Source organism: Chryseobacterium sp. NG-CE01, assembly GCF_055695505.1.
The window spans coordinates 1,939,762-1,966,483 of sequence record NZ_CM146369.1; the positions used below are offsets into that span (position 1 = coordinate 1,939,762).

At 38.2% G+C, this 26,722-nt stretch carries 26 protein-coding genes and 9 tRNA genes; 30 read left to right on the forward strand and 5 right to left on the reverse strand.

Going from position 1 to position 26,722, the window contains the following annotated elements; genetic code table 11:
• Positions 1–409: 409 nt before the first annotated feature.
• From ACYT6F_RS09240 to ACYT6F_RS09250, 3 genes are all read right to left on the reverse strand, one after another.
• A complete protein-coding gene (locus ACYT6F_RS09240; protein ID WP_472600898.1) occupies positions 410–898 on the reverse strand; it encodes a hypothetical protein in 489 nt (162 codons plus the stop codon).
• A gap of 216 nt (positions 899–1,114) precedes the next feature.
• Positions 1,115–1,486: a VOC family protein gene (locus ACYT6F_RS09245; RefSeq protein WP_472600899.1), complete on the reverse strand. Its 372-nt coding sequence runs from the start codon at positions 1,484–1,486 to the stop codon at positions 1,115–1,117.
• A 183-nt stretch (positions 1,487–1,669) separates the two neighbouring features.
• Positions 1,670–2,296 carry an FMN-dependent NADH-azoreductase gene (locus ACYT6F_RS09250; RefSeq protein ID WP_472600900.1) on the reverse strand — a complete coding sequence of 209 codons (627 nt, stop codon included), beginning with the start codon at positions 2,294–2,296 and terminating at the stop codon, positions 1,670–1,672.
• A 122-nt stretch (positions 2,297–2,418) separates the two neighbouring features.
• Between ACYT6F_RS09250 and ACYT6F_RS09255 the strand changes: the two genes are divergently transcribed.
• From ACYT6F_RS09255 to deoD, 3 genes are all read left to right on the forward strand, one after another.
• On the forward strand, positions 2,419–2,799 hold the full coding sequence (locus tag ACYT6F_RS09255) for a winged helix-turn-helix transcriptional regulator (RefSeq protein ID WP_472600901.1): 381 nt from the start codon (positions 2,419–2,421) through the stop codon (positions 2,797–2,799).
• 421 nt (positions 2,800–3,220) lie between these two features.
• The gene (locus tag ACYT6F_RS09260; RefSeq protein WP_472600902.1) at positions 3,221–3,820 is read left to right on the forward strand and encodes a dual specificity protein phosphatase family protein; all 600 of its coding nucleotides are present in this window, start codon (positions 3,221–3,223) and stop codon (positions 3,818–3,820) included.
• 274 nt (positions 3,821–4,094) lie between these two features.
• Positions 4,095–4,805 (forward strand): purine-nucleoside phosphorylase, encoded by a 711-nt coding sequence (gene deoD, locus ACYT6F_RS09265; RefSeq protein WP_472600903.1) that lies wholly within the window; start codon positions 4,095–4,097, stop codon positions 4,803–4,805.
• 151 nt (positions 4,806–4,956) lie between these two features.
• Here the strand turns inward: deoD and ACYT6F_RS09270 are convergent, their stop codons facing one another.
• Positions 4,957–5,676, reverse strand: coding sequence for a DUF434 domain-containing protein (locus ACYT6F_RS09270; protein ID WP_472600904.1), 720 nt, complete (start codon positions 5,674–5,676; stop codon positions 4,957–4,959).
• A 106-nt stretch (positions 5,677–5,782) separates the two neighbouring features.
• On the opposite strand from ACYT6F_RS09270, the gene ACYT6F_RS09275 reads away from it, so the two are divergent.
• From ACYT6F_RS09275 to ACYT6F_RS09385, 23 genes are all read left to right on the forward strand, one after another.
• Positions 5,783–6,811, forward strand: a complete 1,029-nt coding sequence (locus tag ACYT6F_RS09275) for a LacI family DNA-binding transcriptional regulator (RefSeq protein WP_472600905.1) — start codon at positions 5,783–5,785, stop codon at positions 6,809–6,811.
• A gap of 35 nt (positions 6,812–6,846) precedes the next feature.
• Positions 6,847–7,488: a hypothetical protein gene (locus ACYT6F_RS09280; protein WP_472600906.1), complete on the forward strand. Its 642-nt coding sequence runs from the start codon at positions 6,847–6,849 to the stop codon at positions 7,486–7,488.
• A gap of 166 nt (positions 7,489–7,654) precedes the next feature.
• Complete coding sequence (locus ACYT6F_RS09285) at positions 7,655–8,788, forward strand: AAA family ATPase (protein ID WP_472600907.1); 1,134 nt, start codon at positions 7,655–7,657, stop codon at positions 8,786–8,788.
• Positions 8,761–9,504 (forward strand): hypothetical protein, encoded by a 744-nt coding sequence (locus tag ACYT6F_RS09290; RefSeq protein WP_472600908.1) that lies wholly within the window; start codon positions 8,761–8,763, stop codon positions 9,502–9,504. The genes ACYT6F_RS09285 and ACYT6F_RS09290 overlap by 28 nt, the downstream gene beginning before the upstream one ends.
• The gene (locus tag ACYT6F_RS09295) at positions 9,495–11,882 is read left to right on the forward strand and encodes a hypothetical protein (protein ID WP_472600909.1); all 2,388 of its coding nucleotides are present in this window, start codon (positions 9,495–9,497) and stop codon (positions 11,880–11,882) included. The genes ACYT6F_RS09290 and ACYT6F_RS09295 overlap by 10 nt, the downstream gene beginning before the upstream one ends.
• Complete coding sequence (locus ACYT6F_RS09300) at positions 11,872–13,584, forward strand: APC family permease (RefSeq protein WP_472600910.1); 1,713 nt, start codon at positions 11,872–11,874, stop codon at positions 13,582–13,584. Before ACYT6F_RS09295 ends, ACYT6F_RS09300 begins: the two co-directional genes overlap by 11 nt.
• Entirely contained in the window at positions 13,577–14,599 is a 1,023-nt protein-coding gene (locus tag ACYT6F_RS09305; protein WP_472600911.1) for a tetratricopeptide repeat protein, read from the forward strand. The genes ACYT6F_RS09300 and ACYT6F_RS09305 overlap by 8 nt, the downstream gene beginning before the upstream one ends.
• A 792-nt stretch (positions 14,600–15,391) precedes the next feature.
• A tRNA-His gene (locus tag ACYT6F_RS09310) sits at positions 15,392–15,464 on the forward strand.
• A gap of 104 nt (positions 15,465–15,568) precedes the next feature.
• Positions 15,569–15,642 (forward strand) — tRNA-Arg (locus ACYT6F_RS09315).
• A 5-nt stretch (positions 15,643–15,647) separates the two neighbouring features.
• A tRNA-Ser gene (locus tag ACYT6F_RS09320) sits at positions 15,648–15,732 on the forward strand.
• A 186-nt stretch (positions 15,733–15,918) separates the two neighbouring features.
• A tRNA-Pro gene (locus ACYT6F_RS09325) sits at positions 15,919–15,990 on the forward strand.
• A 6-nt stretch (positions 15,991–15,996) separates the two neighbouring features.
• Positions 15,997–16,068: transfer RNA gene (locus ACYT6F_RS09330), tRNA-Glu, on the forward strand.
• Between the two features lie 40 nt (positions 16,069–16,108).
• Positions 16,109–16,182 (forward strand) — tRNA-Met (locus ACYT6F_RS09335).
• Positions 16,183–16,190: 8 nt separating this feature from the next.
• A tRNA-Asn gene (locus tag ACYT6F_RS09340) sits at positions 16,191–16,262 on the forward strand.
• Between the two features lie 297 nt (positions 16,263–16,559).
• Positions 16,560–16,641, forward strand: a tRNA-Cys gene (locus ACYT6F_RS09345).
• A 145-nt stretch (positions 16,642–16,786) separates the two neighbouring features.
• A tRNA-Leu gene (locus ACYT6F_RS09350) sits at positions 16,787–16,860 on the forward strand.
• A gap of 371 nt (positions 16,861–17,231) precedes the next feature.
• On the forward strand, positions 17,232–17,717 hold the full coding sequence (locus ACYT6F_RS09355; RefSeq protein WP_472600912.1) for a ribonuclease H-like YkuK family protein: 486 nt from the start codon (positions 17,232–17,234) through the stop codon (positions 17,715–17,717).
• A 113-nt stretch (positions 17,718–17,830) separates the two neighbouring features.
• A complete protein-coding gene (locus ACYT6F_RS09360; protein WP_472600913.1) occupies positions 17,831–18,211 on the forward strand; it encodes a cyclic-phosphate processing receiver domain-containing protein in 381 nt (126 codons plus the stop codon).
• 32 nt (positions 18,212–18,243) lie between these two features.
• Positions 18,244–18,807: a metallophosphoesterase family protein gene (locus tag ACYT6F_RS09365; protein WP_472600914.1), complete on the forward strand. Its 564-nt coding sequence runs from the start codon at positions 18,244–18,246 to the stop codon at positions 18,805–18,807.
• A 92-nt stretch (positions 18,808–18,899) separates the two neighbouring features.
• Positions 18,900–19,445 carry a 3'-5' exonuclease gene (locus tag ACYT6F_RS09370; RefSeq protein ID WP_472600915.1) on the forward strand — a complete coding sequence of 182 codons (546 nt, stop codon included), beginning with the start codon at positions 18,900–18,902 and terminating at the stop codon, positions 19,443–19,445.
• A 110-nt stretch (positions 19,446–19,555) separates the two neighbouring features.
• The gene (locus ACYT6F_RS09375; protein ID WP_472600916.1) at positions 19,556–20,104 is read left to right on the forward strand and encodes a 3'-5' exonuclease; all 549 of its coding nucleotides are present in this window, start codon (positions 19,556–19,558) and stop codon (positions 20,102–20,104) included.
• A gap of 838 nt (positions 20,105–20,942) precedes the next feature.
• Entirely contained in the window at positions 20,943–21,818 is an 876-nt protein-coding gene (locus ACYT6F_RS09380; RefSeq protein ID WP_472600917.1) for a slipin family protein, read from the forward strand.
• A gap of 32 nt (positions 21,819–21,850) precedes the next feature.
• Complete coding sequence (locus ACYT6F_RS09385) at positions 21,851–22,039, forward strand: hypothetical protein (RefSeq protein ID WP_472600918.1); 189 nt, start codon at positions 21,851–21,853, stop codon at positions 22,037–22,039.
• A 58-nt stretch (positions 22,040–22,097) separates the two neighbouring features.
• On the opposite strand, the gene ACYT6F_RS09390 is transcribed toward ACYT6F_RS09385, so the two are convergent.
• Positions 22,098–22,547, reverse strand: coding sequence for a VOC family protein (locus tag ACYT6F_RS09390; RefSeq protein ID WP_472600919.1), 450 nt, complete (start codon positions 22,545–22,547; stop codon positions 22,098–22,100).
• Positions 22,548–22,709: 162 nt separating this feature from the next.
• Between ACYT6F_RS09390 and ACYT6F_RS09395 the strand changes: the two genes are divergently transcribed.
• The 4 genes from ACYT6F_RS09395 to ACYT6F_RS09410 all read left to right on the forward strand — a co-directional run bounded on the left by ACYT6F_RS09395 (position 22,710) and on the right by ACYT6F_RS09410 (position 26,721).
• The gene (locus ACYT6F_RS09395) at positions 22,710–24,248 is read left to right on the forward strand and encodes a SulP family inorganic anion transporter (RefSeq protein ID WP_472600920.1); all 1,539 of its coding nucleotides are present in this window, start codon (positions 22,710–22,712) and stop codon (positions 24,246–24,248) included.
• Between the two features lie 425 nt (positions 24,249–24,673).
• Positions 24,674–25,348 carry an HAD family hydrolase gene (locus tag ACYT6F_RS09400; RefSeq protein ID WP_472600921.1) on the forward strand — a complete coding sequence of 225 codons (675 nt, stop codon included), beginning with the start codon at positions 24,674–24,676 and terminating at the stop codon, positions 25,346–25,348.
• Between the two features lie 4 nt (positions 25,349–25,352).
• On the forward strand, positions 25,353–26,177 hold the full coding sequence (locus tag ACYT6F_RS09405; protein ID WP_472600922.1) for a phosphoribosyltransferase family protein: 825 nt from the start codon (positions 25,353–25,355) through the stop codon (positions 26,175–26,177).
• Positions 26,167–26,721, forward strand: coding sequence for a TerD family protein (locus tag ACYT6F_RS09410; RefSeq protein WP_472600923.1), 555 nt, complete (start codon positions 26,167–26,169; stop codon positions 26,719–26,721). The genes ACYT6F_RS09405 and ACYT6F_RS09410 overlap by 11 nt, the downstream gene beginning before the upstream one ends.
• Position 26,722: the final 1 nt, after the last annotated feature.

A 26,722-nucleotide genomic window follows, 5' to 3' on the forward strand; every position in this document is an offset into this window, starting at 1 on the left:
TCCAAAACCTATCTCGACACGTTCCTAACCCCATCGGACACGTTCCAACACCCCTCCCGCCACGTCCGTCACAAGTCCGGCGCGGTTGTTCATGCCTCCGATGACGTCGTGAATGCCTCCGGATACGTTATACAACCTGTCCGGACACGTAAAAGACCTATCCCGACAGGTTGAAAGACCACTCCGAACCCGTCCGGAACCTGTTGCGACTCCTTGCACCACCTCGCCCGACCATTAAACAACGTCTCCGGATGGGTAAAAGAGCCCTCCGAACCTGTGATCAACGTATCGGGAACTGTAAACAACGTCTCCGGATGATGGCACAACCTCTTTAGGGAAGTACAAAAGTTTAAGTAAAATCATAAAAATACCCCTCCGTGAATGGAAGGGGCGATTTTTGGTTGCTGTTTTATTTTTTCTCTTCAGGCGGATCTGCAGGACCCGTACTTTTTACAAAGAACTGTTTCAGGTCTTTATATTTGTTCTCAAATCCCGGTACCGTAGTTCCCGCTTTGTAAGCGGTATACGAATAATCCATCAATGCCGACTGGTAATTGTCGAAATCATGCAGCGTTTTCGCATTGTTGAGCCGGGTGATAATGTTTTCAAGCTTGCTGATCAGCGCTTCCATAGCATTGCGGGAGCTGTGGTCCTTGTTGAATTCGTTCCAGTCAACCTCCGGCGAACTTAAATTAAGCTGGCTCTTGTTGTAATCAAAGACTTTGTTTACAAAAAGCTTGTTCTGCTCGTTGATGCTTCCGTAGCGTTTACGGTCATCAGGTGAAAGGTTGATTGTGATTTCAGCAAGCGCTGTTTCCAGGGCCGCGATGGCTTCCTGTGCAGCAGTGATCTTGGCACTGCTCAAATGGGTCGAGTTCAAATTTGTTAATCCCATCATTTTTGATTTTAATGTTAATATATATAGATAAAATAAAATCGTGTGTTTTTTTAGAGAAACGAAGGTAACAAAAAAATTTAAAAAGAGAAAAATGAAATGAAATCACAGCTGCACTTGCGAAAATATACCAAGAGATACCTATAGCAAAAAGCTGATGGAAATATCAATAATAATATTTCTATCAGCTGTTTTAAAAAGATATAGGAGAACGCTGTATTACCCCATCGAATGAAACCCCACCTTGTTTCCTTCTGTGTCGATAAAAAGTGCAATAAAGCCATTGTTACCAATAGAAGTTTTCGGCAGAATAACGGTTCCGCCGGCACTTTCTACTCTGCTTAAGGGAACAGAAAGATCATTTCCGCCATCCAGGTATACGGTTGTGCCGGTCATGGCAGGAGCAAAGTTTTCGCCGCTGGCAATTGCGCCGCCGAATCCTCCTTTTTGGGGATCAGACGGTAAATAGGCATATTGCATATTAGGATTGGGGTCGGCATGAATCTGAGCATCTAAAACTTTTGCATAAAAAGTCACTGCTCTTTCGAAATCTGTAGCTGGTATTTCAAACCAATTGAGAGTATTTACCATTTTTATTGAATTTTAATTAAGTGTTTATTGTTTTTGTTCGTTAAGGAATCATCACAATTTTTTACCTGTTGTTTTCCTGTTTTCCATTTGCCTGTGTACTTAGTCAGCATCTTTTAAAGGAAGGTTTTGTCCGAAAATGACAGCATTTCCGAAGATGCCTTTTAGGATTTAGCCATTAAGAAATCATGCAAATACAGGCATCACCAACTGATCGATCTGATTCTTTGCAGTGCTTATTTTCTCCTCAGCGTCAGACAAAAGCCCTGAAGCATCGATAATCTGCACATCCTGAATACCCAATGTCCGCCACAAATGCGTCACATACGGAGTTGCGAAATCCTTCTCGCTGCCTATGGCGGTTCCCCCGCTGGTAAAGAGGATGTAAACGCTGCGGGCGCGGACTAAGCCTCGCGAGACGCCGTCAACATATTCAAAGGTGACACCGAGACGGCTGACATGGTCAACGTATGCCTTAAAAGTAGAGGGAATAGTCCAGTTATAGACCGGCATGCCGAGTACCACTATATCAGCGGCTAACAGTTCGGCCACCATTTCGTTGGAAAGCTGTATCGCGGCCTGCATAGCCGGGGTTGGATCTTGCATGGAATACAGACTGCCATTAACGAATCCCTCCGTTGGGAGCGGGAGGTCTGCCGCTAAATCCCGGGTCGTGACCTTAGCCTCAGGATATTCCCGCAACAGGCGATCCACCAGGTGGTCGGTCAGGTTTCGGGATACTGAATCGGCATGACGCGAGCTGCTGTCTATACGCAGAATTTCAAGCGGGCGGATGTGAGCGTTATTAATCATGATAAAAAGAATTTAAATGAAATAATTAATTTTTTATTATTTGTTAGTTTTAATTAATTTTGTAGTGCAAATATTCAGAGTTAAAATAAATAAAACAAGTAGGGCGTTTAAAATGTGTAAGTATGAAAAATGATACTAATATTGATAATCAGCTAAATAAAAATGAAAAAAAATTTGTTTTTGATGAAGAATCCTGTCCGGTAACTGCAACAATGCAGGTTTTAGGTGGAAAATGGAAAGCCATCTTAATTAATGCGATCTATCATACCTCACCTGCAAGGTTTGGGGAACTGAAGCGGAGTGTAAAGGGCATTACCCAATCAATGCTTACTCAGCAGTTGAGAGAATTGGAAGATGATGGGCTGATAAGCAGGAAAATTTATGCTGAAATCCCACCACGGGTTGAATATACATTAACCGATTTTGGGCTTACCCTGTCGCCGATAATGCAATCAATGGCAGATTGGGGGAAAGAATACAGAATAAAAAAACAAAATGCGTGATAGGCTAAAGTTTCTTAGGCGTTAAGTTGTCCGCATAACTGTAATCATATCTTCATATTCAAAAAAAATTGCCTCAACATCGTCAAAATCTTTCGAATTTTCGCCACCAATGCCTCATTGTTTTATAAACAGTAAAGAATCGGCGAATCTTATTTCTAGATTTCCGGAGTAGGGAATTTAAAAATACAATTCCATCACACAGAAATTCCCCTCCCCTGGAGGGGTGGATTAATTTTCAGGGAAAATTAAGACGGGGTGGTTAAATAGAATCATGAAGATTTCAGGCTAAAACAAATTATGTTTGCCAGAAAGTTCCGGATCATAAATCCGACACATTTAAAAAAGAAAAAATAAAAGAATTACAGCATCGCCCCAAAAAAAGATTGTAGATTCGCAGTATTGAATTTTATTTCAAAAGATTATGAAACTCAATTTCAAAAATAATAGAGTCAGAAGAATGTTAATCCCATTGGTTGTTATTGCCGCATTGGTGCTTGCCTTTGTATTTTATCAGAAAAAAGTACGGTATAATCTGGTAACGATTTCAGAAAACAAGGTTTACAATTCGGGGGCTGTTCCTCCGGAAAAGCTGGCGGATTTCGTAAGCGATCATAAAATAAAGACCATCGTCGATTTACGCGACGGTCTGGTACGGACCGCTTTAAACCCCGAAACAAAAAAGCAGGTCAATGCCGAGGAATTTGCAGCCGATAAAATTACCGGTCTTCATTATTTTAATTTACCCACCGACCAGATCCCTCAGGACAGCACGGTGCAGAAATTTCTTAAAATTATGGACGATCCCGACAATTATCCTGTTCTGATCCACTGTCACCACGGGGTAGGGCGGTCCCGTTTATTCAGTTCTATTTACAGAATCGAATACGAAAACTTCACCAACGAAAAAGCCAGGGAAAATGCGCGCCTGTTCTGGGAATTCGGAACCAATTTTTCGAAAAATTCTGAGAAAGGAATTTATCTTACCAACTATAAGAAAAGGGAAATACAGAACCATCAGTAAGAATGGACTTTTCTCCAAAGTATCATCTGAAAATAAACGGTTTACAGGCCAGGTTTAAAAATTTAGAAAGGAATCTAACGTAACCACCCCGTCAAAAATTCTTTCGAATTTTCGCCACCCCTCCAAAGGAGGGGAATCTCTCGTGTTTAAATGTATGGGAGAGGGGTGGATTAATTTTCAGGGAAATTAAGACGGGGTGGTCAGCTGGAATCATCAAAGATTTCACCCTAAATCAATCGCGGATTTGTATCTTTGTCCCATTGAAAATAAAAGTATGAGTATTCACATCAGTGCCAATAAAGGAGAAATAGCCAAAGTCGTATTGCAGCCGGGAGATCCGCTCAGGGCGCAGTTTATCGCCCAAAAATATCTTGAAAATGCAGAACTGGTAAGCAAGACAAGAGGCATATTCTATTATACAGGTTTTTATAAAGGAAAAGAAATCACCGTAGGAGCCAGCGGAATGGGCTTTCCGAGCATCGGGATCTATTCTTTCGAGCTGTTCACGGAATATGACGTAGATACGATTATCAGAATCGGGACCTGCGGAGCATACAGCACCGATCTCCAGCTTTTTGATATTCTAAATGTGGAAAATGCCGCCAGTGAAAGTACCTATGCCAGGTACGCCTGGGAAATAGAAGACGAGATCCTTCCGCATCAGGGCAGTATTTACAATACCATTAACCAGACGGCAGAAGAACTTTCTCTGAAAACAAAATCCATCAACGTGCACAGCAGCGATATTTTCTACAGAAAAGATCCTGCCGTACCGGCCATTGCTGCAAAATACAACTGTCCGGCTGTGGAAATGGAAGCATTTGGGTTATTTGCCAACGCTCAGTATTTAGGGAAAAATGCGGCAACGGTCCTTACGGTGACAGACATTATTCCGACCCACGAGAAAATTTCTGCAGACGAAAGAGAAAGAGCACTGAAGCCTATGATGGAGCTTGCTTTGGAATCTGCATTGAAAAGTTTATAAAACAGATCAGCAGACAATATTCTGAGATAATGCCCAGAATGGTAGAAGCGGTCTCAATAATTAAAATAATTTACATTTGTCATTCTGAGGAACGAAGGATCTTTCAAAATTAATTTGTCTGGATTTTTCATTTTTTAGGATGACACTTTTTTTAGGCTAAAGAAAACTGAATGATATTGGCATTAAGATTTTTATTGTCAATAAGGTATCTGAGCAGGTTGAACCACTTTTTACAGTGATCCAGAATCCATGCATCCGAAGAAATAACGATCTCTTCGCGTTCAGCCAGAAACTGATCGGGGTTAAATTCCAGTGAGGCTTCCCAATCAAGCTTTCTTTCCTGTGCAAATTCCGCGATAAACTGACAGATTCGTCCGCTGTTGGATACCGGTCTGTCAAAGATCCAGCAAAGCTTCCCGACACCGCAATGTTGAAAAAAAGAAGCAGCCAGCTCTAAAGAAGGCAGGGTTTGGTTTACCCTTTTGTAGGTGCCGTGAACCCCTGAAAGATCACGAAAACATCCGTCCAGCCCTTCAAAGATATAAGCTCCGGAAAGCATGCTTTCCAAAAGGATTAATACATTAAAGCCATCCATATAAAGGGTTTCACCTTTCAGGTCTCCTGCTTCATATTCTTTTGATTTCCGGTTCAGGATCTGATCCTGCGATGCAGAAGCACCTCTGATCGCCTGAATCTGTCTTGTTTTCAGCCGGTAACGGTTTCCTGCCAGTTCAGAAGATGCTTTTTCGGGATACCCTCGCGAAAGCAAATAATGCATATCCTGAACAGCCGTTTTCAGTGTGTCAATCTGCTTTTCTGATCCGAATAAACTGTCGTCGGATGTATTTTTACCGCGGTTTCTATGGTTCATGTTCAAATGTAATATAAAATGCTTACATTTCCTTTCTGATAGACAGAATTTGATTAAATTTACGTCATTAATCCGCATTCGTTTAGAGACATAACTAAAAACAGGTATGAATAAAAAAAATGCCACCATCTATGATATTTCGAAGAAGCTTAACGTAAGTGTGGCAACTGTTTCGAGAGCGCTGAACAACCATCCCCGAATAAGCCAGGCAACAAAAGACCTGGTGAACAAGACGGCCAAGGAGATGAACTATAAGCAGAACAATCTGGCCAAAGCTTTAAAGAGCGGGGAAACCAAAAATGTCGGCATCATTGTTCCGTTTGTCAATACCAACTTTTTTTCCTCCGTAATCCGCGGAATTGAAGAGGAGCTTTCCCCTTTCGGATATCATGTGATCATCTGCCAGAGCCACGAAGATGTCAATATCGAGAAGAAGCATCTTAATACCTTACTCAATGCACAGGTTGACGGGATCTTTATGTCGGTTTCCAGAACAACCATCGATACGGCACATATCAGGAATATACTGGATACTACAAATACTCCCATCATTTTTTTCGACCGTAAAAAAGACATTTCCGGAATCAGTACTGTAACCATAGACGATTACCGTGGCGGATATATGGCAACCGAACACCTCATCAAAGAAGGATATAAAAACATCTGCCATTTTTCAGGGGATCTTAATCTTGAGATTTACCAGAACCGTTTAAATGGCTACAAACAGGCCTTAACCGATCATAATTTTCAGGTAAAGGAAGAAAATATCATCATGACCGGCAGTTCTATAGAAGCCGGAATCGAGGCGATTAAAACACTTTGGGACAGAAAATCTATCCCCGACGCAATCTTTTCGGCCAGTGATTTTGCGGCATTAGGAGCCTGTCAGGAACTGAAAAAGAAAAAAATTAAAATTCCACAGGAAGTTGCGGTAATTGGTTTTTCCAATGAACCTTTTACCCAGTTTATGGAGCTGCCGATAAGTTCTGTTGATCAGACTCCGGTGATGATGGGAAAAATGGCGGGCCAGGTTTTCATTGAAAGCGTAAAAGAGAACGGAACCGGTATTTCCATTGAAAAGAAAGTTGTTCTGGCTCCTCAGCTGTATATCAGAAAATCTTCCAAAAGAAAATAATTTCTGTTTTTATTTCCCAATTATTATTCAACGACATGATGCAACCCAGATTCCCTTTTTTAGATACTTTATTTCTTCTCCGTAACGATGAATGCATCACTATTTTTACAGATATTCATGAAATATCAGCAAAAGAAATCAGCGATACGGCAGATTATCTGGAATCCGAATTCGAAAAAGAAAGACTTGAATTTCAGTCCAACCAAATCGACTTTAACAAGGAAGCTGCTGTCTGGGCTGCAAAAGTGCTGTACCACAGTGCGCAATTGTATCTCATAAGAAAAGATACTTCCAAAGACCTCCGGAAGCTGATCCCCGAGTATACAGGCAAAAGAGATGTTTCTTCCCTGTTATCCGCAGATTTATCCTTACGGTTTTTGCCGCAGATCATTACTGCTTTATATGATGCAGATCCGGAAGATCCGTTAATCAGGATGCTGGAGAATATCCTTCAACAATTTCATTATTCAGCCGTAGGATTTGATGCGGAACTGGGCAATATCAATTGGGAAGAAGAATTAAAGGATAAAACGTACCGAAAATTATATCTGGAAAGAATTGTAGAAAAAAGATCTTATAAACTTGCAGAGATTCCCTATATCAATCAATTGTTAATTGCTGAATTTGGCATTTATAAAGATATTTATTGGAAAGAATTAAAAATCATAGAAAACTAACTTCTGTATTTCTTTAATAATTGAAAAAGTTTATGGAGCCTGCCAAAGTAAATTTACGAACTTAAAAACAGTTAGTAGTTAAAATAAACTTTGTGAAATTTGCGTTAAAAAAAGCAGATTAAAAAATAATAATTTTCGTCAAAAAGAAAAATAACACAAAAAACAAATGACCCAGAATATAGAAAAATTAAACACCGTCCTAGCCTATATTAAAAACACTTTTGTCGGAAAAAACGATGTGGTGGATTTATTGGGAATATGCCTTCTGGCAAGAGAAAATGCCTTTTTATATGGCCCTCCCGGAACGGCAAAATCAGCCATTGTGAGAACATTGGCGCAGACCGTAAAAGACGGGAAAAACTTCGAGTATCTGCTCACCCGTTTTACTGAGCCGAATGAAATTTTCGGGCCTTTCGATATCAGAAAATTAAAAGAAGGCGAACTGCTTACCAATACCGAAGGCATGATGCCCGAAGCGTCGATGGTTTTTCTTGATGAAATTTTCAATGCGAATTCTGCCATTCTGAATTCCCTTTTAATGGCTTTAAATGAAAAGATCTTTAAAAGAGGAAAAGAAACAAAACATCTTCCCGCGCTTATGTTTGTGGGCGCAAGCAATGTTCTTCCCGAAGATGAAGCGCTGAATGCATTGTTCGACCGTTTCCTGATCAGGATCAATGTAGATTATGTACATCCCGACCTTCTTCATCAGGTGCTTTTAGCCGGAAGAAAACTGGAAAATACCACTGAAACGGATGTGCCGGAAATTCTTTCCCACGAAATAAAAGAACTTCAGGATCTCTGTAAAACAGTTGATTTAAGGCCAATTTATGAAGTGTACCTCAACACCATATTAAGTCTGCGAAATACAGGAATTGCCATATCCGACCGAAGAGCTGTTAAAATACAGAATCTTATTGCTGCCAGTGCTCTGATCTGCGGAAGGAATGAAGCCATTCTTTCCGACCTTTGGGTATTGAAGCATATCTGGGATACGGAAGAACAGGTTGAAATTCTGGAAGGCATCATCAACAGGACTATTGAAAAAGATGAAAATCCGAAATCTCATCCGCAGGCCCTTCAGAACAAAACACCGAATCCGGAAGAAGTGATGAAAGATGTCAAAATACTGGCCGAAAAATGGAACAGCGGAACATTGAGCTTTGAAGAACAGAATGTCATTAAAGATAAGCTGCGCTACCTTCAGAGCCGTTGCGACTGGATCAGAAATCCTGAACAGAAACAATATATTCAACAGGAAATCGAAAGTCTATGGCAAAAGATCCTTCAGAGCATATAAAAGAATTCTGGGCAGAAATTCCGCGCGGGGATGAAGACTATTTAGGCTCCATCCGCAACTGGAAAAATGTTCAGATTGCGTTGGAAGAAGAGGTCATCTGGCTGAAAGGCTTCACGGAAGAACAGGCTGCCTCACCGGAAATCCAGCAGCTGCCTGATTTTTTATTGTACGAGTTGAGAGATGCGCTTCTCTTCAGGAGAAATGCCTTAGTTCCAAGTAAAAAAGTGAGAACAGCTTTACTCTGGACGCCAATTGATAAGGCATTACGGTTAACATTTCCTTTATCCAACAATAATTTCTTCGGAATTGATGAAAAAATTGAAGTTACCTTAATGCCCTGTGAAGAAGAACGTGCTGCAGTTGCATTATTAAGTTCTATTGCAGAAATTAAGGACTTCATCATCACCCAGCCGAAATTCAGACTTGAGAAAATAAACTGGATTGTTCTTGATGACAACGCATTATTCCTGGGAACTCCATTGTTAAGCTTTCCAGGGGAAACTTTTTGGGAAAAAGACGGACATCTGCTGCCAACGGGTTTTGATTTTGAATTTAAAAATATGAGCTCTTTGCTGCAGAAAAAATACAATGCAGGCCTTGATCAATGGCTTCTGTGGGATAAACACGGAACTGTTTTGGCAATTCATAAAAACGATTTCAGGAAATTATCCGTAAGCTCGTTTCGCCTGACTGAAAAAGCACAAGAATGGAACTGAACGAATACTTCCAATCATACGAAAATTATTTCTGGGAATGGACAACGGATGAAGATGTCCCGGATCCGTCAGGCTATCATGAATTCAACCTCATTTCTATCCCGAATGTGGGGCCAATCGCTTACAGGGCATATGTTATTGAAGTCCTGAAAGAATTGCAGCCCTTCGGTTTCCCGCCCTTCGGATCGCTGCTGTTGGTGCTGTATGCTTCACAGGACGGCTATCTTAACTTAGACGGTATTTCCTTTTATTTAAAAAAGATTGAAAAAAACTCAAGGCTCAGGAATACAGATCAGGTTGCAGAGCTTTTAGAAAACATTAATAGATTACCACGGATTTATAAAACAGGGCAGAATAAAATCAATCTGCTTCAGACACTTTTTAAAAGTTCTCATAACCAGACTTCATCCGGAAGTGCAGATTTAATCCTGAAAAGATTCGCCAAAAGACCGTATAAAATTGCGGAATGTGCCCAAAAAATAACTTATCGTTCAATGCTTTTTGCAGTGGATGACATTGGGAATTTAATCAATATAAGCGAAAAATTTCGTACTACTGAGTCTATTATTCAGGCAATGAAAGGAATTGTGGAAGTTCCGGATCTGGAAGATAAGGTGTTGGAAGAAGAAACAACGGTGGAAACCGGAAAAGATTTCATTCAGGAATTGATTGAAGACCCCAAAACCTTTCAGATAGGAAGCTTAATCAAAAGAATCTGGAGCGGCCTGAAAATCCCGATGCGCCATCTCTCGCCCGGTGAGCAGCCTATCGGAGGGATTTCTGATATGAGCAATAAAGGCGATTTTAACCGGATGCTTCTCTCTGAATTTGCCAATGAAGATGAGGTGTTTATGAACCGTGTCGCCAATAATGAAGCTCTTTATATTCAGCGTGAAATTCCGCCTGAAGAAAATGTTTTTGAAAGAATCATTCTCATTGATACTTCCCTGAAAAATTGGGGAACTCCTAAAGTATTGGCTTTTGCATCGGCAATTGCAGTGATCAGGCATCCGAAAGCGCATTCGAAATGTAAAGTGCTGATATTGGGACAGACAGGGCTGGAAATCTCCCTGAATAAAGTAGAGCATGTTATCGGAAATCTCAACCAGGTAAGTCCGGTGCTGGAGGTTTCCCAGGCTTTGGAAAAGTTTTTTGAAGAAAATCATAAAGAAAAAGATCTTGAAGTTTTTTTTATCACCCACCAGGACAATTTAGCAGATCAGAAATTGCAGAAAGTCATCCATTCAAACAGGGATCGGCTGAAATTTCTCGTGACAACTTCAGCTGATGGAGAACTCAATTTCTACAAGCATCATAAGGGAACGAGAAAGCATATTCAGAAAATCATGCTTCCTTTACAGGAATTGTGGGCAAATCCGCCTGAAGGAAAGAGAAATGGAGGAAATAGTTCTTCACCAAACGGGAAAAAAGCTGCTGTTCCATTAAATTATCCGATTCTGTTTCCAACGCCTGCCAATAAAATTGCTACTTTTCTGTATGAAGGGGAATTTTTTATTTTAAGCAATAAAAGGCAATTGTTAAAAACCTATTTATCTGATAATTATTATAACAGAGAACATTACAATAATCATAAAATCCAGCATGGATCTGAAGTTCTTATTGAAGATATTTCTGTAAAGCCAAAAGGGCAGTTTGCGCTGGCAAGAAACAAAAAGCAGGAATTTATTTTGTGCCAGTATCAGCCTGATAAAAAAATTATTTCCAAATTAAATTTAAATACGAAAGAATATGCTGAACTGAATGTTACTGGAAAAAAAATTCCGGATGGACACAGACTTATTTATTTTGGAAAGTATTTTTACTTATTTCATGAAGAAAGTGAGATGATTCCTCTCATTAATATAGAAGGTCATATTTCATTAGAATATGTTTTAAACGATAAATTAATTTATAAAAGTCATGGAAAGGTAGAATCCGAAATTAAAAAACTGTATAACAGTGAAATTAAAATTTTTAATAATTTTAGCAAAATAGGAATAAACAAGGCTGAAGAACTGGTCATTTCAAAAAATGCTTTCATAAGATATGATAACAATCTTTATGCTTTTGCAAAAAACCTTACGGATATCGAAGTAATGGCCAGTCAGAATAAAAATGTGTTCAGCTTTGAGGACGGAAGTGAAATTATCACCGATTCCCGCGGAATGCTTACCTTCAAAAGCAGCAACAAAAATATACCTGTTTTTTATATGCCTTCCACAGATTACGGGTACCTGGCCTTAGGAACAGAGACTGATTTCGGAGGGTCGGAATATTACCTACCTAAAGAAAATAAACTAAAAATAAAGGAAATGGAAGAAATGTATTCTCAATACATGGAAGCTTTTATAAAACATGTTTTGGAATATGGAACTTAGAATTAAACCTTTTCCGAAAAACAATTATCCTAAAAAAGGGCTTCTCATTAAAGAAGCTTCACCATTGATATGGTTGTATGAAATGGAACTGTTGGAAATAGATTTAAATGAAGTTCGGTCGTTTCCCATTCCTTCCAATGAACCAAATGTTCTGTATGGCTGCTTTCTTATTTTTAAGGATCTCGCACCGAATGAAATTGGCAAAAATTCTTATTTTCAGAGTGTAGATAATCAACTTTTCATTCCTGAAAATACAGACTTTTATCCCAGAGTAAATCCGGAAGACTGGCAAAATATAGATGCAGAATTTCTAATCATGCACCCCGATTTCGGCTTGGTAAAATTGAACGAAGAAATTGACTGGATCTCCATAATCAGCAATCCAAAGTCGTCCGGAAATACAGTCAGAAAACCATCGAAGGGTGTCAAAGTTCCTCAAAAAATCGAGAGCTACACCGTAGAAATGGATGACGAAAAGATCCTTGAATCCCTCCAAAATCCTAAAACGGAAGAAGAATGGATGAAAGATCTGCCTTTCAACCTTCAAAAAGTAATGAAAGGAAATAAAAAGGAGATCGAAAAATATTTAAGATATATCGAAAAATATCCTGACAGAGCGGTGGATTTAGGCGTCCCGCTTGATGTCATGGGAACTTCCAGAGGAGATGGTTTTGCCAGATTCAAATTTGGAAATACCTGGCTCGGGAAATTGTTTGGAGGGAATATGTCGGACGGAAATTCCACGTATTCAGAAAATTACCGCTGGGTATTCTGGGTGGTTCTGATTGTAATGGGACTGGTAAGGCTGTTCGTATATCTTAATAAGGAAGAACCTGCAAAAGATCAGGCTGTTGTATCCTCAGGGAAAATTTCCGGGGTCAATAAAGATTTGATGAAACCTGCCGTAGCCTATCAGTCGGGAGTAACGGATATTGATATGAAAATTGATTCCATGTACGGCAAGGACAGGCGCAGGCTAATGGACGAACATATGAAGGCACTCCTTCGGTATAATGATACAAAAGATAAAAACAGCTACGAAGAATATCTTAAAAACGGAGGAAAACCCATCAATGAGATTTATAAAGAGATTACCGATCATCAAACAAAGGTTAAAACTTCTGAAGATTCTTTAAAAAAAGTATACAGTAAAAAAATTGTAAAGTATTTAGCACAAAATGAAGAAAAATATAAAAAGAAAATCCAGGATTCATTACAGAAAATAAGTTCGGGTAAGCCTGCAGAAAGCGGAATCGTGAAAAGCATCTGGAAAAAGAAACAGGTTCTTATTGAAGATTCATTAGGCAGATTGTACGGAACAAAAGAATATCCTGAACCGCCTTCTGTTGCAGATCCGGATCAAAAAGCAACAACTTATGACAAGGAAGAGTCTTATACAAAAAATGACACTTCTTTCTCGGAAATCATCTGGCTGATCATCTTTATGACAGGTGTTGTCGGACTGTATAATTTTATTGTAAAAAGAAAATCCTTAGATGTTGGTGGGCAAAACGTTCCGGGTGGGATTAAAATTTTTCTCATCATTCTGCTTATCGCCATGTTAGCTTATATCTTCTATCCGCTGATTGAGATGTTCGGCTACAACTGGTTTGTATGGATTTTAATTATCTGTGTTGTTGTACTGCTTTACCGCTTGTTCAGCGAAGATAAAACCATTTTAAAAACGGATAAGGATGAATAATCAGAAATTTATCAACAAATTCAGCGCAGCATTTTTTATCCTGGTGGTTATTAAAGTTATCGCGCTATTAGCACAGCTGTTTCATCAGAGTTTCTGGAGCGTCGTAGGAACTCTCCTGATTTTTATTATCATAGCTTTTATTATTTTCATTGTCATTACCCGCCTTGAAGACAAGGAAAAAGAAAAGAATATACAAGGAAAAAGAGGTGCGGCATCCGGCGGAAATTTTTATGTGGAAAGCACTCTTTTTGATAAAATCAGGAATAAATACGAAGATCTTGCCCAAAGCTATATCCGTGAAAAAGATTATAGAAAGGCGGCCAAAGTTTACATCAATCTCCTGCGGGACAATTACCGCGGAGCTAAAATTCTCGAGGAAGGAGGATTTTACAACGAGGCGGCTGTTATCTACCTGAACAAACTGAAAAATAAATCCGAGGCTGCCCATTGTTATGAAAAAGCAAAACAATACAGGAAAGCAATAGAGCTTTACAAAGAGCTGGAGCACAAAGAAAAAGTAGGTGATCTTTACCGGGAGATCAATGATCCTAAAAATGCTAATACCTATTACCAGATGGTTGTGGACGATTATGTAAAAAATAATCAGATGGTAAAAGGCTCATTGATTTACCGTAAGAAAATGGAGATGCCTGAAGAAGCCCAGCAAATTTTACTGAAAGGATGGGAAACAGATAAAGATGCGTTCAATTGTCTTAATAATTATTTTGCCAATATCTATGATGTGAAGAATCTTGAGCATGAAATTCAGGAGATATATCAGAAAACGCCTTCAGAGAAAAAGATCACGTATCTTGAAGCCCTGAAATACGAATTTAAAAAAGATTCATATCTTCAGGGAACAACCAGAAATATTGCCTACGAAATTATTGCCGAGAAAATAGGTACCCATTCGGAAATTGTCAATGAATTAAAATATTTCAATCCGCACGATGATGTGATTTTAAAAGATATTTCAAGATATAAAACGGGTAGAAATAAAATGTTTAGAAATTAAAAACTTCCTTACTGAACCGGCCTTATCACTTCATCTTCTCTAATGGCAGATTAAATTTCCGGGAAAAACCTTTATCTTTGCATCAATAAAAATATGACAATACAAAGAGCACATATCAGTTTAAATCTATGCGATCGCCCTGTAGTAAAGGGATCGTTTGGATATGAATGGATGATATTGAATGAGGCGAAATGTGCTTGCTTTGAAAATTGTTTACCGTAAACCGTAAAAATTTTATCAAAATATTGCAAAAACGCCTCGAAAATTGAGGCGTTTTTTGTGTTTTTAACCAAGAAATTATTTAGAACGAAAAAAAATAACCATAAAAGTGAAAATTTTTTAATCAGCAATGAACAACAAATAAGAAAATAAAGCGTGATCAATAACCCGATGAGAGACAGTCATTTAGGTAAAAGAAGAATCTGCAATCCGTTGCGGACAGGAATTTCCTATTTTAAAAATGAGTGTTAAATTATTGATTTTCAATGTTTTAAATCAAAAATAAATTTGCGGATTAAAAAAAATCATATTTACTTTGCAACCGAAAATTGAAAGCAACAGGTTTTCAGCTTTTCAAAACTTTTAGACAAAAAATAAAATGAAACAATTACATAACATATCTAATTTATTTTCAGGACAATGCGGTACAGAACCAATGCAGCACAGATGTGCTTTCGTTGCTCTTCCTGAGAGTGGATTTTGGAATAAAAGGTGCTTATATACATGGGTCAGCTAATGAACTGACACGTCTTAATACATAAAGCGCCTCCCGAAAAGAGGCGCTTTTTTTATGGTTTCTCTAGCTTATTTGGTAAAGCACCGGTTTGTGGCACCGGAGAATAGGGTTCGATCCCCGGAGATACCCAAAATGTGAATAGAAAATTGTCAATAGTGAATTCGTTTCACAAGTGAATTTTAAATTGACCGGCAAAGCGAGTTGACCTGACCATTGATCGTTTGCATTAAAAAGATTTCGTAGCTCAATTGGATAGAGTATGGGTTTTCTAAACCCACGGTTACAGGTTCAAGCCCTGTCGGAATCACAAAAGGAGAGTAGGCAAATATTGGTTTGTTGCGGCTTACTGCTAATGAGTTCTACGACAGTAGTGAAGGTTCGATTCCTTTGCTCTCCGCAAGATCTATTGAGGTAACGGTGGCTTTCCCCACTGGTTCCCGGGACCATGAGTTCGCAATGCCTGCATTGGTGAATTCAATTGGAAAATATATGCGATCGTAAATAATCTCGCATAAACCAAAAGATTCATGGAAATTTCTGATCCGACTGTCTCTCGGAAAAGAAGTTGAAGTGAATCTGCAAACTGGAAAGATAACGGTGGTTGTTTACCCGCCTTGGACGCGGGAGGTCGCAGGATCGAATCCTGCTTTCCAGACAGTTTGCTCCATTAGCATAGCGGTTAGTGCATTCGGCTTTCTACCGAACGACAAGGGTTCGATTCCCTTATGGATTGCAAAAAATGTGAATTTTTCACAGATGATTATAACAAAAACGGTTTCGTAGCTCAAATGGTTAGAGTATCGGTTTCATACGCCGAAGGCTGAAGGTTCGAATCCTTCCGAAACTACAGAAAAAGATTTCGTAGCTCAATGGTAGAGCGCTGGTCTGTTAAACCAGAAGTTGAAAGTTCGAGTCTTTCCGAAATCGCAAATAACTAAATGTTAATTGTTTCAAAAGAGAAAAGAAAAGGCTTGTCGAGAGCAGAAGATCTTTAGCCAAAAACACGATATTATATAGACAGGCTTTTTCTCAACTCGGTTTGAAGCGCGATAATGAAAGTTTTAAACATAATATAAATTTTAGATCAAATAAAGTTTGTCAAAGCGCAGAAGTTCTTACATCAAACAAAAATTAAGACAGGCTTTATTTTTTAGAAAATTTAATTGAAAGAATAATCACAATATGGGAAATCACTCATTGCCCATTACTGATTACTCATAAAATGATGGTTCGCCGAAGTGGAAGAGTCGGGGCGGTCTGCAAAACCGTTGCGTAAGCTGAGTGGGTTTGACTCCCATAACCATCTCAAATAACTAAAATGAGATTAGTTACGAAGAAAGAAAAGCTTGTCGAGCGCAGAAGTTCTTATATCAAACTAAAAATTAAGACAGGCTTTGTTTTCTTCAAATAATAAGCTGCTGGTGAATTACTCATTACCGATTGCTTAATCTGCGGGAATGGTGGAAATGGCAGACATACTTGATTTAGGCTTAAGATTTTGGGGGTTCGAATCCCTCTTCCCGTACAAAATATGAGTATCAATAATGTGTAATTATAAAGCATGATTTTAATATTACCAATTGCTTATTACTCATTATTAATGAAACTGATTCATAGTGTAATTGGCAGCACACAAGACTTTGACTCTTGTTGTTCAGGTTCGAAATGCGGAGCATTCGTGAATTCATTAAATATAAAATTCATGAACAACCCTGATGAATCAACGAAGATTTGTATTGAAAAAACTCTGTTTTCTTAGCTGAGTATAACTGAAGGTTGACGGATGTAGTTCTGCCTTTGCGAACTTAAAAACAGATAGTAAGTAAAAATACTTTGCGCACTTTGCGTTAAAGTAAATATTTAAACAAAAACAAAACAAAAAAACATGTAGAAAAAATGGAAACGCAACAACAAATATGGCAGAATATGACCGGAAAGATCTTCCGGAACTCTATCACACAGCTGGTAGAAGAAGCCATCATCCGCGAACAGGCAAATGGACACCGACTGAAAGTATGCGTGGGCTCAGACTCCCATGTTTACGGAGATGCCATTAATTATGCTACGGCAGTTGTCTTTATTCGTGAGGGAAAAGGAGCGTTTACCTTTATCAGAAAAGAAAGAGAATTCCAGCGCATCAGTATTAAAGAACGAATGCTGAATGAAGTGAACAAATCCGTAGAAATTGCGTACGCTATCTGTTCCGTTCTGGATGCTTACGGAGTGGAAATGGAGGTACACGCAGATATTAATACAGATCCGGATTTCAAATCCAATATCGCTTTGAAAGATGCGATGGGATATATTCTCGGCATGGGATATGTGTTTAAAGCAAAACCTTACGCATTCGCAAGCTCCAACTGTGCGGATATGATGGTGTGATAGCTGAAGCAGCGCAAATAATATTACTAATAATTTAAACCTGCATTTTAGTAAGGAAACCTCACAGGTTTTCAAAACCTGTGAGGTTTGAATAAAAATATTAAAATATTAAAATGGAACTAACTAAAAGATTATTGTTTCTGGACGATATAAGATATCCGATTGATGCCTATCATTATACCAGACAAGATATTTTTCTTAGGAACGACTGGTATATTGTTCGGAATTACAAGCAGTTTATCAACAGAATTTTGGAAAACGGCTTACCGGATATGATCTCTTTTGACCACGATCTTGCCGATCAACATTATTTAAAATCAAATTCTGGCGAATTTATTGAAAAAACAGGCTATGACTGTGCAAAATGGCTCACGGAATATTGCATGGATAATTACCTGAGCTTACCAGATTTCTTTTGCCATTCTATGAATCCCGTAGGAAAGGAAAATATTGAAAGCCTTTTGAAAAATTTCGCTGGCAGAGAAAACCTGTGAGGTTTAAGTAAAAACAATTAAAATTTAAAACAATGAAACTCAATATATTTTTTACAGCAGACCATCATTTTGGTCATGAAAATATTATAAAATTCTCCGAAAGGCCTTTTGAGTCTTTGGAGCATATGAATGAAGAACTCGTCAAAAGATGGAATGAAAAAGTCGGGACAAATGACACTGTCTATCATTTAGGAGATATCAGTTTGGGCAAACCGGACTTTACCAAAGAAATTCTGGATCGTCTCAACGGAAATATTCATTTGATAAAAGGAAATCATGAGGGCGCGGCACTAACCTATCCTAAAAGATTCGAATCTATAAGAGATTACCATGAATTGAGAATTGATGAACCCGCGAACACCAACGGCAAACAAAAAATAATTCTTTTTCATTACTCCCTCCGAACTTGGAACGGCTCGCATCGCGGTGTCTGGCAACTGTACGGCCATTCCCATGGAACACTGCCGGATGATGAACTGGCATTAAGCTTCGATGTAGGAGTAGATTGTCATAATTTTTACCCTGTTTCGTACGAAGAAGTAAAGGAGATTATGAAGAAGAAAAGATGGACTCCGCCTTTTGCGCCAAGAAATTAGAAAGTTGGAAGGCTGATTCAGGATCTGGAAGTATTTTATGTATTGTAAAATGTTCATTTTCCTAACAGTTCTTCCATCGTAAAATCAAAATTATGAAAACAACCAATGAAATCGTAATCATTGATCTGGAGGCTACATGTTGGGAAAACGACAGAATTCCTGCCGGACAGAAAACCGATATTATAGAAATAGGAATTTGTGAATTAGACAGAACTACCAAAGCAATTTCCAAAAAACAAAGCATTTATGTCATTCCGGAAAGATCTAAAATCAATAAATTTTGTACGGATCTTACAGGAATAACGCCTAAACTGATCGCAGAAAAAGGAATCTATTTTGAGGAAGCCTGCGAAAAAATAAGGTATGAATATCACTCAGCTCAACTTAACTGGGCAGGGTTTGGAGACTTTGATAAAGAGCAGATCATGGAGCAGTGTGATTATCTCGGTATCGAAAATCCTTTTTCCGGAAATTATATCAACATCATGCACCGTTTCAAAGCTTACAACGGACTATATAAAATGATGGGCCTGAAAAGAGCGTTGAAAGCCCTGAATATGGATTTTGAAGGCAGCCATCACAACGGAGCAGATGATGCTTACAATGCAGCCAGAATTTTAAGAAAAATTTTGGAATAATCTTGGGGCCGGAAGCCGGGAACTGCTAGCTGGAAGTATTTTTCTTACGGTAGAACTTCCATCTTCCCGCAGTCATCTTCCGTCCATTAACAATTAAATTTTTTAAACAAATGAAAATAACAGACAATATATTAATTATAGACCTCGAGGCCACATGTTGGGAAGACCGGCCGCCGAGAGGTCAGGAAAGTGAAATCATCGAAATCGGAGTGTGCATTATGGATGCGAAAACCGGTAAGATTTCGCAAAATGAAGGGATTTTGGTAAAGCCTCAGTATTCAAAAGTCAGTTCTTTCTGTACCGAACTTACGTCTATTACCCAGCAAATGCTGGATGATGAAGGTATTTTACTGGAAGATGCTTTGGATATCCTGAGAGCAGAATATGATTCTGAAAATCTGACGTGGGCAAGCTACGGAAATTATGATCTGAATATGCTTCAGAATCAGGCAAGAAGGTTTCAGGCAGATTATCCGTTAAGTGATGATCACATCAATGTAAAAACTTTATTTGGAGAACTGCATCCTACAGTCCGGAAAAGTGTGGGTATGGCCAGAGCTTTGAGCGAACTGAACCTTACGCTGGAAGGTACCCATCACAGAGGGGTAGACGATGCAAAAAATATTGCTAAGATTTTATATTGGTGCTTACAGCAATAATTTACATTAAATAAAAGTAATTATTATGTGCGCAAAAACATTGCGTAATGGCGTTTTTACTTTGCATCATTAAATACAACAAACTAAAATTTTGAAAGACAGATTTTAGTCAAAATATCAGGCAGGTCCTGTTGAGTGTTTCGGTATAGCACCATTGCAGAAGAATTTGTTGAGGAACATGATTTCTTCCTGTTCAGCTTGACCTGAAGGTTTTAGGAGTTTCCAAAAACTCTGTCATTTTTCTATGTATGGAGGTTCGAGTCCTCTCTGTGATTGACACAGTAGCTAAATGGTATAGCAATGGAGATTTTATGATCGCGTGGGTTCGAATCCCACTCTCGTTTTGTACGGGATAGCTCAGCCTGGTAAGAGCACTACATTTCGGTTGTAGGTTAATATCAAAATAGACTCAAAATCTATTTTTTGAGAGTTTCGGGTATTCTCATCAAAAATATCCGCACTGGAAAATCCGGGATGTTTTCGGTTGTTGAATCAACATTCTGAAAAAGCCTGTAAGCAAAGACATTTTTCCAAAATGAAATGAAACTAAAAGCTCATCATTTTTGATAAGATTTCTGAAATGACGGTTTTCTGCGTGAGCGATGGTAACGGATATCCTTTTTTGTTAGCAAAAAAGATAGAAGTGAACGTAGCGACCCGTGCTGCTGGTAATGCCGTGGCAAGGGACACGCCCAACATCTGAATTCAGGATGGATCTAAAAAATTGAGCTGAAAGTCAATGGATTTTTTGCAGAACACTTGCTTCCGCATTTTTTGGAAGAAGAGATCACGGATTTCCTTTTATTAAAAAAAATTAATAACTATTAAAAATAAAGTCATGATAAAAAATCTACAGATTAGAGCATATGAAAGAGGTCTGGTCTTCAAAAACGGAAACTTAATCGACATCCTGAAAGAAGGAAATTTCTGGATTTTCGGGAATAAATCTGTTGAGGTTTACGATATGAAATATTTGTTTAAAAGTAATGTTGATCTTAATCTCTTACTGAAAAATGAAGCACTGAAATCTATGCTGGAAGTGGTTGAAGTAAAAGATGGTGAAATTGTGCTTGTTTACGAAAACGGGATTTTCAAAGAAGTTTTGAATGTGGGGCAGTATGCCTTTTGGAAGGGTGTTTTCAACAGAGAATTCCAAAAGGTCGATCTGACGAAGGTAGAAATTACCGAAAATATTTCTAAAACAATCCTTGAAAATGTAAAGCTCAAGAGCTTTATAAGAAAGTTTGTCATCACCAGCCAGTATAAAGGTCTTTTGCTGATCGACGGAAAGCTGAGCCGGGTTTTAGAGGCTGGAACATACTATTTTTGGAATAATGAAATTTCTATAGAGGTAAAAGCCATTGATACAAGGATGCAGCAAATGGAAATTGCAGGTCAGGAGCTTCTTACGAAAGACAAAGCGATGCTCAGAATTAACTTTTATGTGCGTTTCCAGGTGGAAAATATTGTGAAGGCATTAATGGGGAATAAAGAATACGATAAACAATTGTATATCCTGATGCAGTTGGCATTAAGAGAATTCGTAGGTGCCTTAACTCTTGATGAATTGCTGGTAAAGAAAGATTCCGTTGGTAAAGAAATCCTTCAGAATCTCGGAAGTAAGGCGGAAGCGTTGGGTCTAAAAGCTTCAGATGCCGGAATCCGGGATGTAATTTTAACGGGAGAAATGAAAGAAATCATGAACCAGGTTTAATTGCCGAGAAAAAAGCCCAAGCCAACACCATCATGAGACGTGAAGAAACTGCTTTCACGAGAAGTTTGCTGAACACTGCAAAATTAATGGAAGAAAATGAAGTTCTCTGGAAGCTGAAGGAAATGGAATATATGGAGAAGATTGCCGATAAAATCGGAGATATTACCGTATCCGGAAATAATAATATTGTTTCCCAGCTGAAGGAAATTTTCACACGATAAACTAATACCCATCTTTATAGATTCCGGCTTTGCGAATGCAAAGCCGGAATCATTTGTATCATGAAATTTTCTCCAGCCATTCTTCATAAGAAAGAATGCCGAGTTCGGGTTTGGCATTACCTTCCAGAATAGAAATCAACTCCAGCTGGTTTCCGTCGGGATCATTAAAATAAATGGCTAAAGCCGGCATCCACGCAAAAACCATCGGTTTTTCATTTCCGTTTTTAAGAAAGTTATAGGGATTTAAATTTTTGCTTTTTAGAAATGCAGCAGACTTATTCAGAATATCTTCTTTATGAGCTGTGAAGGCAAAATGCCGTGTTTGCAGATTTTCTTTCTGCTCCCACAGACCAAGCATGAACTCTTTTTCTTTTCCCACCCATAGAAAAGCAATTCTTCGGTTTTCATCTTGATGGGCGAGTTTCAGTCCTAAAATTTCCGTGTAGAAAATTACGGCATTTTCCAGGCTGCTGACCTGAATATGTGTTTCGTATAATCCTTTAATCATGATTGTAATTTAATTTTAACAAAGCTAAAAAACAAATACAGGGAATCTCAATATCATTCATTTCTTAATCTGAAACTACCGATAGATAAATTTAATTCTTATCAAAATCAATGATAGCATAATATTGGATAGTGCCTTTCTTGTTCATACCTTTGCTGCCAAATGAAAAATACCACCGCTTTATTCGATTTCTCGCAGAAAATAAATTATAAAAACGAACTGCTAGCCGGCTTCACGGTTGCTATGACTATGATTCCTGAGTCGCTTTCTTTTGCTATTCTGGCAGGGCTTTCACCGCTTACAGGGCTTTATGCTGCGTTTATGATGGGATTGGTGACTGCTGTTTTCGGCGGCCGTCCCGGAATGGTTTCCGGTGGAGCGGGGGCTACCATTGTTGTTCTTATTGCCTTAATAAAAACGCACGGTGTGGAGTATCTCTTCGCCACCGTAGTTCTAGCCGGGATATTTCAGTTACTGGTAGGTGTTTTTAAATGGGGTAAATTTGTACGGCTGATTCCGCAGCCCGTGATGTACGGTTTTCTGAATGGTTTAGCTGTTATCATTTTTATGGCTCAGGTGGAGCAGTTTAAAATCGTGAATGAAAACGGAATAACCGGCTGGCTTCAGGGTACGGCATTATATCTTATGTTGGGTCTGACATTACTTACCATTGCCATTGTTTATTTTTTTCCAAAAATTACAAAGGTGGTACCGGCTTCTCTTGTTGCCATTCTCATTGTGTTCGGAATTGTTGTAGGTTTTGGAATTCATACAAAGACCGTTGCAGATATAGCAAGCATCAGCGGAACGCTGCCGAGCTTTCATATCCCCGATCTTCCTTTTTCACTGGAAACATTACAGATTATTTTCCCTTATGCTCTTGTAATGGCGGGAGTAGGACTCATTGAATCACTGCTGACCTTATCCATGGTAGATGAAATTACCAATACCAAAGGAAATACGAATAGAGAATCTGTTGCACAGGGTCTGGCCAATATGACCAACGGATTTTTCGGAGGAATGGGCGGCTGTGCCATGGTCGCGCAAACGCTTGTAAATCTTAATGCCGGCTCCCGGACAAGACTTTCCGGGATTATAGCTTCTGTAACGATCTTGGTGATTATTCTGATAGGAGCACCTTTTATTGAAAGAATTCCGATGGCGGCGCTTGTAGGGGTGATGATGATGGTGGCGATCAGTACTTTTCAGTGGGTTTCCATAAGAATTGTCAACAAAATGCCGAAATCTGATATTTTTGTAGGAATTACAGTAGCTTTAATTACTATTATTCTTCATAATCTTGCTTTGGCAGTTTTAGTCGGAGTAATAATTTCTGCTTTGGTCTTTGCATGGGATAATGCCAAAAGAATCCGCGCAAGAAAGCATACGGATGAAAATGGGGTAAAATATTACGAAATTTTAGGACCTTTGTTTTTCGGTTCGGTTACAGCCTTTATTGATAAATTTGATCCCGTGAACGATCCTGATCAGATAGTAATCGATTTTAAAGAAAGCAGAATTGTCGATATGAGTGCCATTGATGCCTTAGACAAACTCTCTAAAAAGTACACGGAACAACAAAAAACTTTACATTTAAAACATCTCAGCGAAGACTGTCGCAAAATGCTGAAAAACGCTGAAGCAGTGATTGAAGTTAATATCCAGGATGATCCTACTTATAAAGTGATGCCGGAGAAATAGAGGATGAATTGGAGGGTTTGAGTGTTTGAGAATGTTTGTGTGTTATTTTGAACAGAATGAAGGTCTGCGAATGTAGTTCAGAAGCGACGAAGCAATTTTAAAAAATGCGGGATACGTGAGAACTAATAATAGCAAAATGTCATAGCTGAGTGAAACGCCCTTGCGAACGAAGAAAATATTTGCAATCATTTCAAAAATCTTTGCGATCATCGCGTTAAATAAAATTCTCTTTCACTAAATATTAAATTCGATTACGGAAAATCATAAAAAATTCTTAAAACACATTACAACATTTACACATTAATTTAAAAATTTTATCTTTGGGTTAAATTGACATCAGAAGAAGAATTGATGATAAGAATTAATGAAACTTACTGAACATCTTTTTCAAGAAAATAAGCTGAATAACTTTTGACTAAACTATTTTGAAAACAGATATTGACATCCATAATCACTCACATTTTTCCTTTGATTTATGGCTTACTTTAATAAAATCTCATCCCCAATTTAAAGCAAAAAGAGTTGAGCTGTTTGCCTCTTTTTTTGATATTAAAAAGCCAATTGATGAAGTTGCGGAAACTGTAAAATATTACGATGATCTTTGCAATTCCATTAATGAAGTTATTGGTGGGAATGTAGATACTTTTGAAATATATCTTCTAATTTTACATGCTTTGGACGTAGATGTAAGACAGGTAAATAAAGACGAGCTGCACCAGTTCTATCAAAAAAGTGAAGATCTTTTCCTGGAATATAAGCCAGTTGTGATTTTCGAAAATTTGCACCAGCTTTTTGATGAAATTAAAAATCAGGGAAAGACGATTAATATTCTCAGCAATACCGGTTTTATCAAAGGAACAACCATGCGAAAGTTCTTGATCAGTGAAAATCTTGATCAGTACATCGATTTCCACATTTATTCTGATGAAACCAACTGCTCCAAACCCGATCCGAAAATATTCCAGGAAGTGAAAAACCTGCTTAAAAATCAGGATCTGGATTCCCGGCAGATATTACACATCGGAGATAATCCCATTGCAGATTACAAAGGCGCAAAGGATTTTGGATTCAACGCACACTTACTCACACCCAAAATATAAATGTATGAACAAAAGATACAGCTTGCATCACATCCATTCTGCTGATGAATTTACTTTTTCACCCGCAGAATACAGCTATTTTAAATATGGCGACACATCGTACGCTGCAAAATTTGCCAGAGAATTATTCGAAGGATTTATTTTGACGCACCAAAATATCCTTGATACCGATAAAGAGATTGTCGTTCTGCCAAGTCCGTACATGGCAATTCCTACTGCATCTAATTTTTTATGTTTTTATTTTAAAAAGCATCTTGATTTTTATCTGTTTCAAAAAGGTAAAAAATCAAGCATTCTCTCAAAAATCAACAGAAATCATACATACACGACGGATTATGGAAATTTGAGCTTCGAAGATCGTAAAAATCTGATTGCCAATGATACTTATTACCTTGATAAAGATTTTCTTAGAGGAAAACTTTGTATTTTTATAGACGATATCAAAATAACAGGAAGTCATGAATTTACCGTGAATAAAATTCTTAATGAATATGATGTAGAGGCAGATTTTTTATTTATGTATTATGCCGAACTGATGAATTTTGAACTTGACCCGAAAATTGAAAACTATTTTAATTATTATGCTGTAAAAAATGTGGAACATATTGCAGAAGTCATGATGAAACCAAGTTTTCAGTTCAATACAAGGATTGTAAAATATATTTTAGGCCTGGATTCAGGTAATTTTGATTATCTTTCGTCTAAAGTAAAAAAAGAACAGATGGATCACCTGCTGGAACTGGCGATCAGCAACAATTATCATTTAATAAAAGAATACGAAAACAATATTAATACATTAACACAAACTGAACTATATTATGGCAATTAACTTACAGAAAGGACAAAGAGAAAATATAAACGCACCAAAATTCACCGTAGGCTTAGGATGGGATATCAATAATACCTCTACGGGAACAGCTTTTGACCTCGACGCCTCTTTATTTTTATTGGGAGAAGATAAAAAACTGGTTTCCGATAACCATTTTATTTTCTATAATAACCTGGAGTCTCCGGACAAAGCAGTGATTCACTCCGGTGATAATTTAACGGGAGACGGTGCAGGAGATGATGAGCAGATTAAAATTGATCTTACAAAAATTGATCCTGCCGTGAAAGAAATCACCGTTGTGGTAACTATTCACGAGGCAGATTCCAGAAGACAGAACTTCGGACAGGTTAGAAATTCTTTTATCAGAATTTTTAATACAGATACCAACGAAGAAATATTGAAATATGAACTGGACGAAGATTTCTCAATCGAAACGGCGGTGGAATTCGGAAGAATCTATAACAGAAACGGCGAATGGAAATTTGAAGCCGTAGGAAGCGGTCAGAGAGAAGGTCTCGAAAAATTTGTAGAAATCTATCAATAAT

What these genes read in the sequence shown, in the direction of transcription:
- ACYT6F_RS09240 (WP_472600898.1), bottom strand. Translation starts at nt 898, where the DNA reads ATGATGGGATTAACAAATTTGAACTCGACCCATTTGAGCAGTGCCAAG.
- ACYT6F_RS09245 (WP_472600899.1), bottom strand. Translation starts at nt 1,486, where the DNA reads ATGGTAAATACTCTCAATTGGTTTGAAATACCAGCTACAGATTTCGAA.
- ACYT6F_RS09250 (WP_472600900.1), bottom strand. Translation starts at nt 2,296, where the DNA reads ATGATTAATAACGCTCACATCCGCCCGCTTGAAATTCTGCGTATAGAC.
- ACYT6F_RS09255 (WP_472600901.1), top strand. Translation starts at nt 2,419, where the DNA reads ATGAAAAATGATACTAATATTGATAATCAGCTAAATAAAAATGAAAAA.
- ACYT6F_RS09260 (WP_472600902.1), top strand. Translation starts at nt 3,221, where the DNA reads ATGAAACTCAATTTCAAAAATAATAGAGTCAGAAGAATGTTAATCCCA.
- deoD (WP_472600903.1), top strand. Translation starts at nt 4,095, where the DNA reads ATGAGTATTCACATCAGTGCCAATAAAGGAGAAATAGCCAAAGTCGTA.
- ACYT6F_RS09270 (WP_472600904.1), bottom strand. Translation starts at nt 5,676, where the DNA reads ATGAACCATAGAAACCGCGGTAAAAATACATCCGACGACAGTTTATTC.
- ACYT6F_RS09275 (WP_472600905.1), top strand. Translation starts at nt 5,783, where the DNA reads ATGAATAAAAAAAATGCCACCATCTATGATATTTCGAAGAAGCTTAAC.
- ACYT6F_RS09280 (WP_472600906.1), top strand. Translation starts at nt 6,847, where the DNA reads ATGATGCAACCCAGATTCCCTTTTTTAGATACTTTATTTCTTCTCCGT.
- ACYT6F_RS09285 (WP_472600907.1), top strand. Translation starts at nt 7,655, where the DNA reads ATGACCCAGAATATAGAAAAATTAAACACCGTCCTAGCCTATATTAAA.
- ACYT6F_RS09290 (WP_472600908.1), top strand. Translation starts at nt 8,761, where the DNA reads ATGGCAAAAGATCCTTCAGAGCATATAAAAGAATTCTGGGCAGAAATT.
- ACYT6F_RS09295 (WP_472600909.1), top strand. Translation starts at nt 9,495, where the DNA reads ATGGAACTGAACGAATACTTCCAATCATACGAAAATTATTTCTGGGAA.
- ACYT6F_RS09300 (WP_472600910.1), top strand. Translation starts at nt 11,872, where the DNA reads ATGGAACTTAGAATTAAACCTTTTCCGAAAAACAATTATCCTAAAAAA.
- ACYT6F_RS09305 (WP_472600911.1), top strand. Translation starts at nt 13,577, where the DNA reads ATGAATAATCAGAAATTTATCAACAAATTCAGCGCAGCATTTTTTATC.
- ACYT6F_RS09355 (WP_472600912.1), top strand. Translation starts at nt 17,232, where the DNA reads ATGGAAACGCAACAACAAATATGGCAGAATATGACCGGAAAGATCTTC.
- ACYT6F_RS09360 (WP_472600913.1), top strand. Translation starts at nt 17,831, where the DNA reads ATGGAACTAACTAAAAGATTATTGTTTCTGGACGATATAAGATATCCG.
- ACYT6F_RS09365 (WP_472600914.1), top strand. Translation starts at nt 18,244, where the DNA reads ATGAAACTCAATATATTTTTTACAGCAGACCATCATTTTGGTCATGAA.
- ACYT6F_RS09370 (WP_472600915.1), top strand. Translation starts at nt 18,900, where the DNA reads ATGAAAACAACCAATGAAATCGTAATCATTGATCTGGAGGCTACATGT.
- ACYT6F_RS09375 (WP_472600916.1), top strand. Translation starts at nt 19,556, where the DNA reads ATGAAAATAACAGACAATATATTAATTATAGACCTCGAGGCCACATGT.
- ACYT6F_RS09380 (WP_472600917.1), top strand. Translation starts at nt 20,943, where the DNA reads ATGATAAAAAATCTACAGATTAGAGCATATGAAAGAGGTCTGGTCTTC.
- ACYT6F_RS09385 (WP_472600918.1), top strand. Translation starts at nt 21,851, where the DNA reads ATGAGACGTGAAGAAACTGCTTTCACGAGAAGTTTGCTGAACACTGCA.
- ACYT6F_RS09390 (WP_472600919.1), bottom strand. Translation starts at nt 22,547, where the DNA reads ATGATTAAAGGATTATACGAAACACATATTCAGGTCAGCAGCCTGGAA.
- ACYT6F_RS09395 (WP_472600920.1), top strand. Translation starts at nt 22,710, where the DNA reads ATGAAAAATACCACCGCTTTATTCGATTTCTCGCAGAAAATAAATTAT.
- ACYT6F_RS09405 (WP_472600922.1), top strand. Translation starts at nt 25,353, where the DNA reads ATGAACAAAAGATACAGCTTGCATCACATCCATTCTGCTGATGAATTT.
- ACYT6F_RS09410 (WP_472600923.1), top strand. Translation starts at nt 26,167, where the DNA reads ATGGCAATTAACTTACAGAAAGGACAAAGAGAAAATATAAACGCACCA.